13 protein-coding genes and 1 pseudogene are annotated in these 15,958 nt (G+C 39.0%); all 14 read left to right on the forward strand.

From position 1 onward, the window contains the following. Positions 1-5: 5 nt before the first annotated feature. The 14 genes and pseudogenes from QF028_RS01320 (at position 6) to QF028_RS01385 (ending at position 15,805) form a co-directional block, all read left to right on the forward strand. The gene (locus tag QF028_RS01320) at positions 6-1,508 is read left to right on the forward strand and encodes an aldehyde dehydrogenase family protein (RefSeq protein WP_429463544.1); all 1,503 of its coding nucleotides are present in this window, start codon (positions 6-8) and stop codon (positions 1,506-1,508) included. 322 nt (positions 1,509-1,830) lie between these two features. After that, a complete protein-coding gene (locus QF028_RS01325; protein WP_429463546.1) occupies positions 1,831-3,435 on the forward strand; it encodes an APC family permease in 1,605 nt (534 codons plus the stop codon). A 384-nt stretch (positions 3,436-3,819) separates the two neighbouring features. Then, positions 3,820-4,068 (forward strand): annotated as a pseudogene (locus QF028_RS01330) (Tn3 family transposase); the annotation flags it as partial. Positions 4,069-4,705: 637 nt separating this feature from the next. Then, entirely contained in the window at positions 4,706-5,158 is a 453-nt protein-coding gene (locus tag QF028_RS01335; RefSeq protein ID WP_429463548.1) for a JAB domain-containing protein, read from the forward strand. Between the two features lie 56 nt (positions 5,159-5,214). Continuing rightward, complete coding sequence (locus tag QF028_RS01340; RefSeq protein WP_429463550.1) at positions 5,215-5,406, forward strand: hypothetical protein; 192 nt, start codon at positions 5,215-5,217, stop codon at positions 5,404-5,406. Positions 5,407-5,463: 57 nt separating this feature from the next. Next, positions 5,464-6,174 carry an SDR family NAD(P)-dependent oxidoreductase gene (locus QF028_RS01345; RefSeq protein WP_429463740.1) on the forward strand — a complete coding sequence of 237 codons (711 nt, stop codon included), beginning with the start codon at positions 5,464-5,466 and terminating at the stop codon, positions 6,172-6,174. A 245-nt stretch (positions 6,175-6,419) separates the two neighbouring features. Beyond that, the gene (locus QF028_RS01350; RefSeq protein WP_429463551.1) at positions 6,420-7,130 is read left to right on the forward strand and encodes a FadR/GntR family transcriptional regulator; all 711 of its coding nucleotides are present in this window, start codon (positions 6,420-6,422) and stop codon (positions 7,128-7,130) included. Positions 7,131-7,521: 391 nt separating this feature from the next. Next, entirely contained in the window at positions 7,522-8,493 is a 972-nt protein-coding gene (locus QF028_RS01355) for a zinc-dependent alcohol dehydrogenase (RefSeq protein ID WP_429463742.1), read from the forward strand. A gap of 313 nt (positions 8,494-8,806) precedes the next feature. Beyond that, positions 8,807-10,141, forward strand: coding sequence for an MFS transporter (locus QF028_RS01360; RefSeq protein WP_429463553.1), 1,335 nt, complete (start codon positions 8,807-8,809; stop codon positions 10,139-10,141). A gap of 259 nt (positions 10,142-10,400) precedes the next feature. Further along, a complete protein-coding gene (locus QF028_RS01365) occupies positions 10,401-10,532 on the forward strand; it encodes a GapA-binding peptide SR1P (protein ID WP_429463555.1) in 132 nt (43 codons plus the stop codon). Positions 10,533-11,283: 751 nt separating this feature from the next. After that, a complete protein-coding gene (locus QF028_RS01370; RefSeq protein WP_429463557.1) occupies positions 11,284-11,451 on the forward strand; it encodes a hypothetical protein in 168 nt (55 codons plus the stop codon). Between the two features lie 168 nt (positions 11,452-11,619). Then, positions 11,620-13,218, forward strand: coding sequence for a spore germination protein (locus QF028_RS01375; RefSeq protein ID WP_429463559.1), 1,599 nt, complete (start codon positions 11,620-11,622; stop codon positions 13,216-13,218). After that, positions 13,169-14,446, forward strand: coding sequence for a Ger(x)C family spore germination protein (locus tag QF028_RS01380; protein ID WP_429463561.1), 1,278 nt, complete (start codon positions 13,169-13,171; stop codon positions 14,444-14,446). Before QF028_RS01375 ends, QF028_RS01380 begins: the two co-directional genes overlap by 50 nt. Before the next feature lie 249 nt (positions 14,447-14,695). Beyond that, positions 14,696-15,805 carry a GerAB/ArcD/ProY family transporter gene (locus QF028_RS01385; protein ID WP_429463563.1) on the forward strand — a complete coding sequence of 370 codons (1,110 nt, stop codon included), beginning with the start codon at positions 14,696-14,698 and terminating at the stop codon, positions 15,803-15,805. Positions 15,806-15,958 lie beyond the last annotated feature (153 nt).

Genomic DNA, 15,958 nt, shown 5'->3' on the forward strand with positions numbered 1-15,958 from the left:
AGAACATGCAAGCGACAAACTACAAATTGAAACCAAAAGTGCAGGAATTTTTAGAAGATGTAAAAGGACTATATATAAATGGTGAATATGTTCCATCGATTGGAGGTAAAACGTTTTCCGTCGTTAATCCTGCAAATGAAGAGGTCATTGCGGAAGTAAGTGAGGCGCAAGAGGAAGATATTAATGTTGCGGTAGCTGCTGCAAGAAAGGCATTTGATGAAGGGGAATGGACAAAAATGGATGCGGCTGAGCGCTCCCATCTAATCTATAAATTTGCCGATCTATTAGAAGAGAACCGAGAAGAGCTTGCACAGCTAGAATCATTGGATAATGGAAAACCATATAAAGTCGCTCTGGCAGATGATATCGATGGAACCATTCAGCATTTTAGATATTATGCAGGTTGGGCAACGAAACTATTAGGTAAGACAACTCCTATTTCAAAGGATTATGTAACCTATACTGTACATGAGCCGGTTGGGGTTGTAGGCCAAATTATTCCATGGAACTTTCCACTTGCCATGGCTGCTTGGAAGCTCGGATCCGCACTTGCTGTTGGCTGTACGGTTGTTATTAAGCCAGCAACTGAAACACCGCTATCTCTTCTATATGTAGGAAAGTTATTTAAAGAAGCTGGTTTTCCAGATGGTGTTGTGAATATTGTGCCAGGAACAGGAAGAATTGCGGGAGAAGCGATCATCACTCATAAAGATGTTGATAAAGTAGCATTTACTGGTTCAACGGCTGTCGGAAAAGAAGTCATGAAAAAGGCTGCAGATCAAATTAAAGGCGTTACGCTGGAGCTTGGCGGAAAATCACCAGCCATTATTTTAGAAGATGCCAATCTTGAAGAAGCAATTGAAGGGGCCTTTAACGGAACGATGTACAATCATGGGCAAAACTGTAGTGCTTGTACACGTGTATTTGTACAGCGGAACATTTATGATCGTGTCGTAGAAGCTTTATCAGAGCGAGCAAACTCCCTGAAGGTTGGGCCAGGTATGGATCCTGAAACAGAAATGGGGCCGCTCGTTTCAGCTAAACAGCAAAAAACCGTTCTTAATTATATTGAACAAGGGAAAAAAGAAGGGGCGCGCCTTGTGGCTGGCGGTGAAAAAGCATTTGAAAAAGGATATTTTGTACAGCCAACCATTTTCGCTGATGTGGAAGATCATATGGTTATTGCTCGTGAAGAAATCTTTGGTCCAGTCATGTCAATTTTCGTTTTCGACACGATTGAAGAGGTAATTAAACGGGCAAACGATAGTGACTATGGCTTAGCTGCAAGTATCTGGACAGAAAGTATGAAAAAGGGCCATTACATTGCAAACAAGCTGCAATCAGGTACAGTCTGGATTAATGATTTTGGTCTTGAATGGGAAACAATGCCTTTCGGTGGCTACAAACAATCAGGAATCGGCCGCGAAATGGGAGGAGAGTATGGCTTACAAAACTATACGGAAGTGAAAAGTGTATTTGTTAACATCAAGCAGGATGAATTAGTCTAAGGAACAACGGGACAGACCCCTTGTCCTATCGGATAGGAGAGGGACAGCGGGTCTGTCTTCCTATATTTACCATTATCTAACGTATAAGGGGGTAAGTGTACATTCTTTTAAAAATAAGTAATAGCGTTTCATATGTGCTGTAAAATGAAAACGCTAAGGTGCATGTGTAAAATTTGCAAAAAAGAAAGGCAGCGGGATAGGAATATCGTAAAACGTAATTAATGTTTTACATATGGAGAAATGCCAACGCAACGAGGACTTTTGATACTCAGAATGTTCTGACTTTTCAAGGGAAAGTAATAATTATGGGAGAGTGATGTTTGTGTCAAGCAATGGCAAATTTAAGAAGCAGCTTTCTTTGTTGGATCTCACGTTTATTGGTTTTGGGGCGATTTTTGGATCAGGTTGGCTTTTTTCCGCGAGCCACGTAGGTTCACTTGCCGGCCCTGGAGGAATAATTTCTTGGATTATTGGCGGTATTGCAATTCTTCTGCTTGGTTTGGTTTACTGTGAACTTGGTGCAGCAATTCCCCGTGCCGGAGGAGTTGTTCGCTATCCTGTTTATTCCCATGGCCCATTAATCGGCTATCTTATTGGTTCGATTACGGTTATTGCATACTCAAGTTTGATTGCAATTGAAGTAGAAGCCGGGCGCCAATATGCAGCGGCCTGGTTCCCAAGCTTAACTCAACACGGGTCAAGTTCACCGACCATTGCTGGATGGCTTTTTCAGTTTGCATTATTAGTTATCTTTTTCCTTCTGAATTATTGGAGTGTTAAAACATTTGCAAAGTCAAATACGATTATTACAATCTTTAAGTTTTTTGTCCCTGCCCTTACAATAATTGTTCTTTTAACGCAATTAAAATCAGCCAACTTTTCAGTTGCCGGATTTGCGCCACAAGGTTTTCAAGGAATTCAAGGTGCTATTTCTGCCGGGGGCGTTATCTTTGCCTATTTAGGCTTAACCCCAATTATAGCAGTTGCCAGTGAGGCAAAAAATCCGCAGCGAACAATCCCGGTTTCCCTAATTTTGTCTGTTGTATTATCCACGATTGTTTACGTTTTATTGCAAGTCGCATTCCTTGGCAGCATTCCAACGGATATGTTGAAAAATGGGTGGTCTGGTGTTGATAAAGTATTCAGCCTTCCATTTAAAGATATTGCGACTGTTCTAGGGCTAACGTGGCTGGGTGTTTTCATTGTTTCCGATGCCATCATCTCTCCGAGTGGAACGGGAAATATTTATATGTCTACCACTCCTCGGACTATTTACGGTTGGGCACGCGGTGGAACTCTATTTAAAATTTTTACAAAGGTTGATGAAAAGTCGGGGATTCCACGTCCGGCTGTTTGGTTATCATTTGTCTTGGCAACTTTCTGGACATTGCCATTCCCGTCATGGGAAACTTTGATCAGTGTCGTTTCTGCTGCCCTTGTATTCAGTTATGCCGTAGCACCAATTTGTGCTGGAGCTTTCCGCAAAAATGCTCCGGATCTGAAACGACCATTCTACTTAAAAGGAATGAGTATTCTTGGACCACTGTCATTTATTATTGCGTCGCTGATTGTTTACTGGTCAGGCTGGAACACTATTTCCTGGCTGTTTGGAACCCAGATTCTAATGTTTGTCATCTATTTATTCTTTAAAAAATGGGTTCCAACTAATACAGTAAGTTTTGCACAGCAAATTAAATCTTCTTTATGGCTAATATTCTATTATGCCTGCATGATGGTTGTTTCTGGTTTAGGGGTATTTGGAGGAAATGGTACTCTTCAACAACCTTGGGATCTTATCATTACCGTAATCATTTCCCTTGTGGCTTATTACTGGGGAACTACCTCATGTTTACCAAAAGCGATTATTGATGATGATGACATCGAATCTGATACATTCGACACTATTTCAAAAAGTGTTGGATTATAATAAACGAATAGGTTTCATCTGAAAAATTAATATTTCATTTTAAGTCCTCCTTGGTTCAAGCTAGAGCTCTGACGCTTCGCAATTCGCCAAGGGGACTTTATTTATTCCAATATTATTTTACTTTAATTATTCCAAGAGGAATTAGGCTCAATCCTACCTCCCCCTTTAATTTTACAAACAGGGACAAGGACTTGTTCATTGGAACTTTCAATAAAATTATAGAGATCTCCTTGAAAGAAATGGAATTAAAGTAGTCTCAGAGGAGAGAATTACTGATTTTCTTGAGGAGAAATTAAAAACTTCTTAAGCGAACATTGGCATTATAAAATGATCAATTTTTTAAAAAACCAAAATTTGCAATGAATACATGTAATCGATGTTCGTGGTGAATTTAGAGAGCGTGGCATACAAGATCAACTACAAAGAGCCAGTGCATTAAATATATTAATCAATGCAATAAGTGTATGGAATACTGTGTATTTGACTGAAGTGACAAAGGAACTTAAGAAAAATGATGTCCTAAAAGAAGAATTACTTCCACATATCTCACCATTAGGATGGGAACATATTAATTTTCTTGGAGAATATAAATTTGATTCAAATAGATTACCAGCTAATTCACTAAGACCCTAAAGCTGCGATTTTTCTTCAGAAATAAGGACTTTTTAATTTAAGTTAAAGGCATACCGAACGACTTTGGGCGGCAGCACTACGGACTGATCAGAAAGGAAAAGACACCCTTTCTGTCATTCCGTACGTGTCGCTTCGGCATTAAATGGACCGATAACCACGGTCTGTACGGCTCACGCCTACATTCCGTAGGTTCCTGTTCCATTTACGGCTATCGCCGCCATACCGAACGAGCCGAAAACCGGAACATCAAAAGATTAAAAGAATAAAAGAATAAAAGACAAAAGGAGAGCAGCCGAAGCGGCTGCTTTTATTATTGATTTTTCCCTTTTGCCTTCCGAATCGTAAAACAGCGCAAGCTTTCTAACCTTCCAGCCGGCAGGACACCCGAACCTTTCCGGCTGGAAGCTAAGAAAGCCAGTCAATCGGTCAAGGGGCAAAAAACTTTTTTGCTTAAAGGCGCTATCGCAACAGCAAAAAACTTTTTGTGCGAAGAGCGCCCTTGACCCATAGCCTATGCGTGTTTTTCGTTCTACTTGCAAAAGGGGAAAAATCATCCCCCTTTGGGGAACGGATTCGATTCGGAACCCAAAAAGAAAAAATGAATGAAAAAACTAAAAAAGAAAGGGAGTTTTGAAAAATGGAATTTATGTCTATCTTTGAAGTCGTACGAATCAAACAAGAAATTAAGGAATCCTCTGAACCGTTTGCACAATATATCATTCGTTCACCGGAAGATGCTCAAAAGTTAGCTGCCTCTTACATTGCGGATGAAGACCGAGAAGTGCTTCTAGTTATGATGCTCAATACTAAAAATCAGGTAGTTGGGTTACATAGAGCTCATGTAGGAAGCTTGAACGCTAGTATCATCCATCCTAGAGAGGTGATGAAATGCGCTATTCTCAATAATGCGGCATCCATTATTGTTAGCCACCAGCACCCAAGCGGAGACCCAACTCCAAGCAAAGAAGATATAGAGGTTACTAAAAGACTTGCAGAAGCAGGGAGAATTTTAGGTATCGACGTCCTTGACCATGTAATTGTCAGCCATACCGGTAAGCATGTCAGCCTAAAGGAGAAAGGCTATCTATAAAAATACCAAAATAGCAATGGGGAGATTTCCCCTTTGCTTTAAAGGGGGGAGTTATCATGACAATTATCGTATCTAATTTTTATAAAGATGAGGCACAAGCAATTGAAAAGGCAGGTCTGAAAGAGGAAATCGAATATCATTTATTTGAATACGGTTGTAAGCCAAAGAAAATCTATATCCTGCCATTTTTTGAGGCATCGAATGAAAAATATAAACCCACAAAAACTACGTTGATTTTATCCGTGTAAAAAATGAAACAGAAACAACATCGGCTGGATCAGCGCCATGTAACAACTTTATTTGTAATGAAACAAATTGGTCGCACAATTGCTTTAACACTTGCAAAACAGGGAGCAGCGGTTGTGGTCGCTGATATTAATATGGATGGAATTCAGGATACCGTTAATGCGATTACAGAAGCTGGTGGAAAAGCTTTAGGGGTAGAATTAAATGTAACCAGCAAAGAATCAAATGAGGCCATGGTGGAAAAGGTTCTTCAAACCTATGGAAGAATTGATATCCTTGTTAATAATGCAGGGATTTCACAAAAAGTCACGGTTCAAGATATGACAGTAGAGGATATAACAAGAGTATTTAATGTTAGCATGTTTGGACTGTTCTTATGCACCCAAGCCGTACTAAAAACGATGAAAAATCAAAAGTATGGCCGAATCGTTAGTCTTTCCTCCGTTTCCGCCAAACGAGGAGGCGGAGTATTTGGAGGGCCACACTATTCCGCTTCAAAGGCTGCCGTATTAGGATTTTCTAAAAATCTTGCTCGTGAAGTTGCTCTTGATGGAATCACCGTAAACTGTGTGGCACCAGGTCTTGTTAATACGGAAATATGGAAGTCACTTCCTGAAGATCAGGCGAAGAAAGTGATCGACGGAATTCCAATGGGAAGACCAGGTGAGACTGAAGAGATTGCCGCAACTATTGCTTTCTTAGTTTCAAAAGAAGCATCTTATATTACAGGTGAAGAAGTAGATATTAACGGTGGTTCACATATGGATTAGTTTATATAATCCCTTACTGTACAGGCATTCCAATCAGGGATGCCTGTATACTATTATAAAGGAATAAGGAAGATTCCATGAATAAAATGAGTTTGCTTAGATTTTGTTGAAAACTTTTCCGTTAAACAATGGTTGATTCTTTAATATATTAAGTTTATTGCCCTTTTAAATAAATTTCTATATAATTAGACATTATACATGTCTAATTACTTACTTAGAATACAAAAAACACAATATGGAAAGAAGTGGTTATTATTAATTTTAATCCAGTATCTAGTAAGAAATTGTATTTGCAAATTTATAATCAAATTCTTTCAGAAATCCAATCGGGATCATTTAAAATAGGTGATAAACTGCCACCTGAAAGAGAGCTATGTGAACAGTTTGGTGTAAGCCGAGCTCCTATTCGACAGGCCCTTAGTGCATTGGAATTGAATGGTATTATTTATTCCCGTCAAGGCGAAGGTGTTTATGTGAAAAGCAATCAGATTGCCCCTGAAAATTCTGAATCAGCCATTTTCTTTAAATCTATATCCCCAGAAGATATTATTGAAGTAAGGATGAATATAGAGCCTCTTATTATAAAATTTGCAGCTCAAAGGGCTACTGATGAAGACATAGAGGATCTTCGTTTGACCATCAAAGAGATGGAGAAAGAAACCAAGGCTGGCGTATATGTACCAGAAACAGACGAGAAATTACATTGTGGTATTGCAAAGGCCTCTCATAATGATTTGTTTATTAACATCATGGCGGCTATTAGTAATGCAATGAAACAACAAGAAATGTGGAAATTTATTCGAGATCGAACCGTAACTCGACCAGACTATCGAGATGTTAATTTTAAAGAGCATGAATTACTAATTAAAGCGATTGAGAATCACAACGAAAAAGAAGCAGTGGAAATCATGACTAAACATATGCAAAACTTATATGATCGGTATTGGAAGGATTAGACTAAGAAATATTGCCACAGAAAGGTAGTTTGAAGGGCATTAAAGAAGCTTAAACAGTATGTAAATATAATCTTACACTCTAAATTCCCGCATCGAAATAATGATGGGGAATTTTTTATTTTTTATCGGTTTAATGCTTCACTGTGATACCAGCTCATGCATCATGCTTGCTTTTTATAGTTATTAGATTGTTTCAAAAACGTATTGACAAATAAAACTAGTAAAAGTATATTAAATATATAACGCACCTTAGTATACAACCATACAAGAATATAAGAATACAAGAACTGTGATAGGGCTGGAAGATTTTATTCGTTCAAAATAGGGAGGAGATTATATTAGAGCAGCAGTCATTGATAAACCATTCTCAGTAGAATTACAAGAGGTCGGCATCCCAGATATCAAGCAAGCGAATGAAGTCAAGATTCAAGTCAAGGTAACTGGAATATGTGGTTCGGAAATTCATGCTTACCACGGAACCCATCCTTTTCGAATTCCACCTGTCATCTCAGGACATGAGCTTGCAGGTGTGGTAATCGAAATAGGTTCAGAAGTAAAAAGTGTCTCGGTGGGCGATCGCGTCACTGTTGAGCCCCATTATGGCTGTGGGGTTTGCAGACACTGTCAAGCCGGAAATTATCATATTTGTAAAGAAAAGAAGGTTTTAGGTACACAGGAATGGATCGGTTCCTTTGGTGAATTTATTGTTGTTCCGGAAAACACAATCGTAAAGTTGCCTGATAATGTATCCTTTGAACAGGGAGCCCTGATTGAGCCGCTTGCTGTTGGTGTCCATGCTGTCAGAAAGGCTAGAGTAGGTCTGGGCGATAAAGTGGCGATCCTAGGAGCAGGTCCAATTGGGTTGGGTCTCTTGCTAGCAGTAAAAAACTCAGGCGCAACCAAGATCTTTATAACAGATGCTGTGGATTTTAATTTAGATATTGCCAAAAAATTAGGAGCCACTTCTCCCATCCATACGATTCATGAGGATGCAGTTCAAAGAATTCTGGACGAGACCAATGGTGAGGGTGTAGATACTGTATTTATTGCGGTTGGAATCCAATCCGTGCTAAATGATTCTTTCAAAATGGTTAGAAGGGGCGGAAAGGTTTCTGAAGTTGCTCTTTTTGGAAAGAAACCAGAGATTGATATTTCCTACATTCAAAATAAGGAAATCCAATTAATCGGTTCCAATATGTATGTGAGAGATGATTTCGAGATTGCTGCGGAGGCCATAGCAGCCAATATGTTTGATACGTCTTTGCTCATTTCAAAGGTTGTGCCCATTGAAGATATCAAGAATGCCATGAAAATTGTTGATGAAAAATTAGAAAATGTGGTAAAAGTATTGCTGAAATTCTAATCTATCCTATACTGTATGCTTTACATACCTCTTGGTCTTTACTTTATCGTATAGTAAGATAAAAGTTATTATGGGAAAACAGTTGAGGAATCGATCGGACATACCCCATCTTTTGTTTCGCTAAACCGAGTGGAATAAAAAGTATTTTTTGAAAGCGTTTTATGTAAGGGGTTGCGATATTTTTAATTCTCGAAATTTTTAAACCTTTTCAGGGAGATTCGTAGCTTCATTGTCAAAAGGAATTTGATAGACCATCAAACTCTAAATGAAAGCTTGTAAAAAGGAAGGCATGAACACATAAGGGGGAATTATTTTGGATCTACTACAATTAGAGCGTTCAACTACTAAAAAGGTTACGTTAAGATTAATCCCATTTCTATTTCTATGTTTTACAATATCGATACTTGATAGGGTAAATATTGGATTCGCTGCACTGCAAATGAACGAAGATTTAGGTTTTTCAAATGCGGTTTTTGGATTTGGAGCAGGGATCTTTTTCCTTGGTTATTTCCTTTTAGAGGTACCAGGCAGCGCCATTATGACGAAAATTGGAGCTAGAAAATGGATTAGTAGAATCATGGTGACATGGGCTATAATTGCCATTTTAATGGCCTTCGTACAAACTCCGATGCAATTTTATACAGCACGCTTTCTTTTAGGGGTTGCTGAAGCTAGTTTTTATCCATGTATGGTTTTTTATTTAAGTGGTTTTTATCAAACGAAACATCATGCCAAAGCGATTGCAGGGTTTATGGTGGCGATACCAGGTGCGAATGCCTTAGGTGCTCCACTCTCTACTTTCTTACTAGGAGTCGACTGGTTAGGTCTGGCTGGCTGGCAATGGCTGTTTATTATGGAAGCGATTCCAGCGGTCATCTTAGGTGTAGTATGTTTCTACTATCTTGATGATAAAATTGAAGATGTAAAATGGTTGAACAAAGATGAGAAAAAATGGCTAATTGACGTTACAACAAAAGAGAAACTTGAAAAACAGCAAGTAAAACACTACACTTTCTGGCAAGCTTTAAAGGATCGTGACGTTCTCATCTTATCGGTAGGGTATTTTTGCTGGATGATTGGTTATTACGGAATTGTCATGTTTTTACCAACCATTTCTCAAGGATTAACGGAGAAAACATCACTAAGTACCCAATCTATGGGGTGGGTTTTAGGGCTAATGTATGTTTGTGCCATGGTGACGATGATTCTAGTTGGTAACCATTCCGACAAGAAGAACGAGAGACGTTGGCATGTTGCGGCATGTTTAACAACAAGTGCCGTTGCAATGGTTATTAGCAGCTTAGTTGCAAATACCAGTATTGTATTATCCTTTGTTTTCCTAACAATCGCTTTATGTGGAGCATTTGGTGCCTACTCTCCATTCTGGTCCATTCCGCCATCTTTCTTAACGGAGGCCGCTGCAGCAGGGGCAATTGCACTCATCAACAGTGTAGGAAATCTTGGTGGATTCTTTGGACCATACATTGTGGGATATATAAAGGATACAACAGGGTCCTTTAATACAGCAATGATTTTCTTAGGTGTCAGCATGATTATTAGCTCCTGTATTATTGTTTTCTTGGTAAAACAGTCGGGAAAGTCTCTAAGTAAGAATGTCGAAAAAGAGTTGGAAAAAAAATCTAGTTAAAAAAGTCTATCAATACATGATTCAACCTTAAATAAAATTCCAGCAGCTTTATTTAGGTGGCTAAAGAATGTAGTACAAGCTGAAAAATATGTAAACGCTATCTAACTGGTTATGATTTGGATTCCTAATCTATTAGGGTGCTATTTACCGCTTTATGGTGAAAGTTAGATAGTGTAATATATCCAACTCTATTGTTTCTTCGATAAATAATAAATTTGAATATCATGAACAAGTATCAGGAAATTAAGGAGTGTAAAAAATGGACAAACAAATAGACCTAAAACAAGGCACTGTTGTATGTCAGGTATGTGGGAAAGTGATTGCCATTATTGACACTAAAGGAGTAAAAACATGGTACGGGCAGTGTCCTAAGGATTGTTCTAAAAAATAGAATTTGTTAATGAAGAAGGGATTCGGTAAGGTTTCTTAATTGGTTCCGTTCTGGGGTGGAAAACACTAAAACACACCATAAATAACAAACTAAAACACACTATAATTACAGTGTAATTAGTAACGCAATTAGCATTAGAAATATTAAAGAACTTTGGAACATTCCAAGTGGTTCTACCCCTGTCAAGTAGACAGCACAAAAAGGTCTAAACAGCCAGTATATTCCGGCACTCTACCGGGGTACACTGGTTTAATTTTTTCTGGAACCGTTCGTGATTGTGTATTGTTCAATGGTATCTAACAGTTCTTACTAGTTTGAGTGGTAAATAGTCTTTTATCATATTACACAGAGCCTTATACTCGCTCAGTTCCTTTTTCCGCTTTCGCAAAAGTAACTCTCGCATTTGAAACGAGGTGGAAGTACAAGCTAGGATTCGAATGGTTGACCGTAAATTTGAGTTTTAATCTGGAAAGGAAGTATGCTCTCTTCTCATCAATCTCCCGAAAGTCCTCTAATGAAAAGTAACAAGGTCTCCTATGCGAAAATCGCCTTTTTATAAGGATTCGATACACTTTGAAACATATACCTGGTCATTTTCTTTCCCTTCGCCTACATGCTAATGAAGCACCTCTCCACTTCATATGTCACACATAATCACGCGATTTAGAAACAAATTGAATAAAGATAAACTAATTGGCTAAATTAACTAAAATATACAAAACAAACATTCAAAACTTGGAAGTTGAAGAATTTGAAAGTGCATGCTCGAATAGTCATTGAAGCAGATCCAGAGGTTAAGAAAATGGTAAACCAACTTAAACAGGTTACTGGAAAATCCATCAAAGAAATCGTTGAAAAATTAATTTGCCAAGAATATAAACGGCTGCCTAAGGTAAGCAGACCCAAAGATTGGATTTAAGCGTAGAAGGTGTATCATTTTTTATTGTTGCTGGTTTGATTACACTGGTTTTCATACTGTTCATGCTTAAATGGTTAGTTGGAGGGAAATAATGTCAATTTGGTAAAATAAAAACTCTCCAGGCGTCGAGAGAAATGGATAACGATTGAGGTGTAAATAGGAGATGATATGCTTTTGGGTATGTTCAAAGTGATCCAGAGAATATTTAAATCTAATTTAAACCCCAATAATCAACGTATAAGGGAAAAAACACCTTTGCAAACTAATCTCCAGGAAAACATTCGAACGATTATGGAACTAGTGGGAAATAGTCCAGATGTTGTCATAAGGGAATTTGGCATCGGAAAGAAAAGGCAGATTAAAATAGCTCTGGTCTTTACAGAAGGTTTGTCTGATGCTCAATCTGTCAATCAATTTATCATGGAATCTTTAATGTTGGATATACAAGAAAGTGATGTGAATTTAGACCATTCATCCAGGCCCTTTACTTTTCAACTACTGAAAGAACTTCTTCCAGTGGGGAGCATCAAGGATGTTTCGGATTTTGAAACCTTGCTTCCATCCATCTTATCAGGGGATGCTGCCATCCTATTAGAGGGATATTCTCAAGGTCTGATGGTCGGTTTGAAAGGATGGGAAGATCGCGGTGTTCAAGAGCCTTCCTCTCAAACGGTCATTCGCGGTCCGAAGGAGGGCTTTTCTGAAAACATACGGACGAATACCGCATTGGTCCGGCGAAAAATTAGAGATCCTAACCTTTGGTTGGAGAACCTAACCATAGGAAGGGTAACCAAAACTGCTGTCAACATCATGTACATTCAGGGGATTGCGAATGGAAAAATCGTTGAAGAGGTACGGAAACGGCTTACCCGGATTGAAATAGACAGCATTCTGGAAGGCGGCTATATTGAAGAATTGATACAGGATGAAACATACACCATTTTTCCAACGGTATTTAATACAGAAAGGCCTGATGTCATTGCTGCCGGGCTTTTGGAGGGACGGATTGCGATCTTTGTGGATGGAACCCCTTTTGTCCTTTTGGTACCGGTCATCTTCTCGCAATTCTTTTCTGCAGCGGAAGATTATTATCAGCGGTCAGACATTGGTACACTCCTGCGTTTGCTGCGTTATTTAGCTTTCTTCATTGCCTTACTGGCACCGTCTTTATATATTGCGATTACAACTTTTCATCAAGAAATGCTGCCCCCCGGACTGTTATTTAGTCTGATGGCTCAACGGGAAGGGGTACCTTTTCCAGCATTTATTGAAGCACTACTAACGGAGGTAATCTTTGAACTGTTGCGGGAGGCTGGGATTCGAATGCCAAGAGCTGTAGGACAGGCGGTATCAATTGTAGGGGCCTTAGTGATTGGACAAGCAGCCGTAGAAGCGGGAATCATATCAGCTTCTATGGTAATCGTAGTATCTCTCACAGCTATTTCCAGTTTCATCATTCCTGCCTATAATTTGGCCATTTCTGTCAGAATTCTCCGCTTTGGAATAATGGGGTTGGCTGCTTCCTTCGGGTTCTTGGGTGTTATTGTAGGGATTATTGCTATCATTCAACACTTATGTCATTTGCGTTCTTTTGGAGTTCCCTATATGGCGCCATTTGGCCCTATGGTGATGTCTGATCAAAAAGATGCGATTTTTCGTGCACCTTGGTGGGGAATGTTCTCTAGACCTCGATTTGTGAGTCAAAAGAATATCAGCCGTGAAGATAATCCTTCTACCCCGCATCCTCGGAAAAAACTTAGAAATTGATACAGAGGAAGGAGGAATAATTACGAAACAAAAGTCGGTCGTATGGTTACTTTCAATAACTATTTTGTTTACACTTACCGGATGCTGGAATCGGGTAGAATTGAACGAACTTGCGGTCACCGTAGCCATGGGGTTGGATAAAAAGGGGAATAAAATTTTGCTTTCTCAACAAATCGTCAATCCAGGAGCCATCGCTGCCAAAGGAGGTGCTGCTTCGAGTGATGCTCCTGTCACTTTGTTTAAAGAAACGGGGAACTCTTTACAGGAGGCTGGTCGAAAAATGACAACTTCGAGTACAAGAAAAGTTTATACGGGACAACTTCAGATGCTTATTATCAGTGAGGAATTGGCAAAAGAGGGGCTAAGCGACGTATTGGATCACATTTCCAGGGACCATCAATATCGAAAGGATTTTTTTGTTGTTATAGCTAGGGGTACAAAGGCTGAGAACATCCTTAAAGTGTATACCCTCATAGACCGAATTCCCCCCAATAAAATGAAGCATTCTCTAGATAACTCATCTAAGGCTTTGGGGACAACAGCCGCTGTCAAAATGGATCAGTTTATGTCAGATATCATTAATAAAGAAAAAGAAGCCGTACTCACAGGCATTAAGGTGTACGGAAATCGTGCGTTGGGTGAAACTACAGAGAATGGGCAACAAATTGATCCCGGTGCTAAGTTACAGTATCACGGCCTTGCCGTGTTTAAAAAAGATCGGCTGGTTGGTTGGTTAAATGAAGAGGCAAGCAAAGGATATAACTATACTCAGGGTGAGATACACAGCACGACCGTTGAATTTCCTTGCCCCCGAGGGAAGAAGAAGATAAATGTGGAAGTGCTTCGTACGCAAGAGAAGACCCAATTCAAGAAAATAAACGGCACACCTCAAATAGATATCAAAGTTAGTCTCGAAGGCAATGTTGCTGATGCGCAATGTGATATTGATTTATCGAGACCGGAAACGATTACTCAGCTAGAGAAATTAACAGAAAAGGATATAAAAAGGACCATTGCAGCAGCACTAAAAGCAGCGCAAAAAAAATACAAATCTGATATTTTTGGATTTGGCCATGTAATCAACCATACCAACCCTAAATATTGGGAAAAGATACAAAAGGATTGGTATCATGAATTTCCGAATTTACAGGTCAATGTAGAAGTGAAAGCCGATATTCAACGCATATTTTTAACTAAAAAATCATTTCGGGAAAGGATGGAGGAGTAATTTGGATGTGGTTCATTGCGGAAATAGTAGTGATAGGGATTATCATCATGTTCATCGAAGTCCCTTCCCTTTTGAAGAAAAATCATAGGAAGGATCTCTGGGTATTTTCTTTTCTACTTCTTCTGGGTATTGTACTAAATATTTTGGAGCATATGGAGGTGAGTATTCCTAACCCATTCAAGGGAATTACAGCCATCTTCCAGCCTTATAGCGAGGTTATTTCCGACATATTCAAGTGAAAAGGTGATAATGATGCAGGAGAACGGTAAAATTGCACCCCGCCAGTTTATGATTTTCATCATCTTATTTATCAATGGCAGTTCCATTCTCTTATTGGCAAAATTTATTGCTGTAGAAGCAAAGCAAGATGCTTGGATAACAGCTATAATCCTTGCAGGATTAGGTCTTTTGCTGGCATGGTTATACAAAGCGTTAGGAAGTCTTTTTCCAGATATGACCTTGGTTGGATATAGCCAGAAAATTTTAGGGAAATGGATGGGAAAAATAATCTCGCTTTTATTCTTTACCTACACATTTTTCCTTTGTGCCATTACACTCCGGCAAATAAGTAATTTTTTCACATCGACGATGATGCCGGAAACGCCGATTGAGTCGATACATATCCTTTTGTTAGGCATTGTCATTATGGGAGTGCGATACGGCTTAGAAAATATAGCCCGTACTTCTGAAATCTTCTTTCCCTGGGTGTGTATTCTTTTTTTTACGATAGTTCTCTTTGTTTCTCCTCAAATAGAGTTTGAAAAAATTCAACCTGTATTTGCAAAAGGGGCAAATCCTATCCTTCAAGCTGCTTTTATGCAACTGGGTTCTCCTTATCTGGAGCTTGTTTTGTTTTTGATGATCTTTCCCTATGTAAACCGGATTAAGAAAGCAAGTAAAGCTTTTTTGGCAGGGAGCCTGATTGGGGGAATCATCCTCTTCTCAATTATCATGCTGACTATACTAGTTTTGGGAGCCGAAGCAACTGAAAATGAACTTTTTCCTAGCTATATACTGGCTCAAAAAATAGACGTCGGTAGGTTTTTCCAAAGGGTAGAAGCCGTTATGGCCGGATTATGGATTATTACTATCTTTTTCAAACTACAGATTTGTTATTATGTATCCGTATTAGTGATCGCTCAAACGTTGGAGATGCATGATTATCGCCCACTGACTCTTCCATTCGCCATGATCCTGATGGTCCTATCCATTGTGATAGCACCCGATATGAGTTATTTGATTAACTTCATCGCAAACATTTGGACACCCTATTCTTTAGTGTTTGGTCTTTGTCTGCCATTATTTCTTTTCGTGGTGGCCAAGGTTAAAATAACGTTTTTGGAGAAGGATAGAAGTTGATATTCTAAATGTAAAATATCTGTGTCTACTCTATTTACTTAATATCAATTACATAGCACCCGAGTTAATTCCACATCCAAACAATAAAAAGAGGAGCAATGAACTCAGCTCCTCCACAATTGGTTTTCATTATTAGGGTGAAGAATAGCGGGC

Source organism: Neobacillus sp. B4I6 (assembly GCF_050434045.1).
GTDB lineage: Bacteria > Bacillota > Bacilli > Bacillales > Cytobacillaceae > Neobacillus.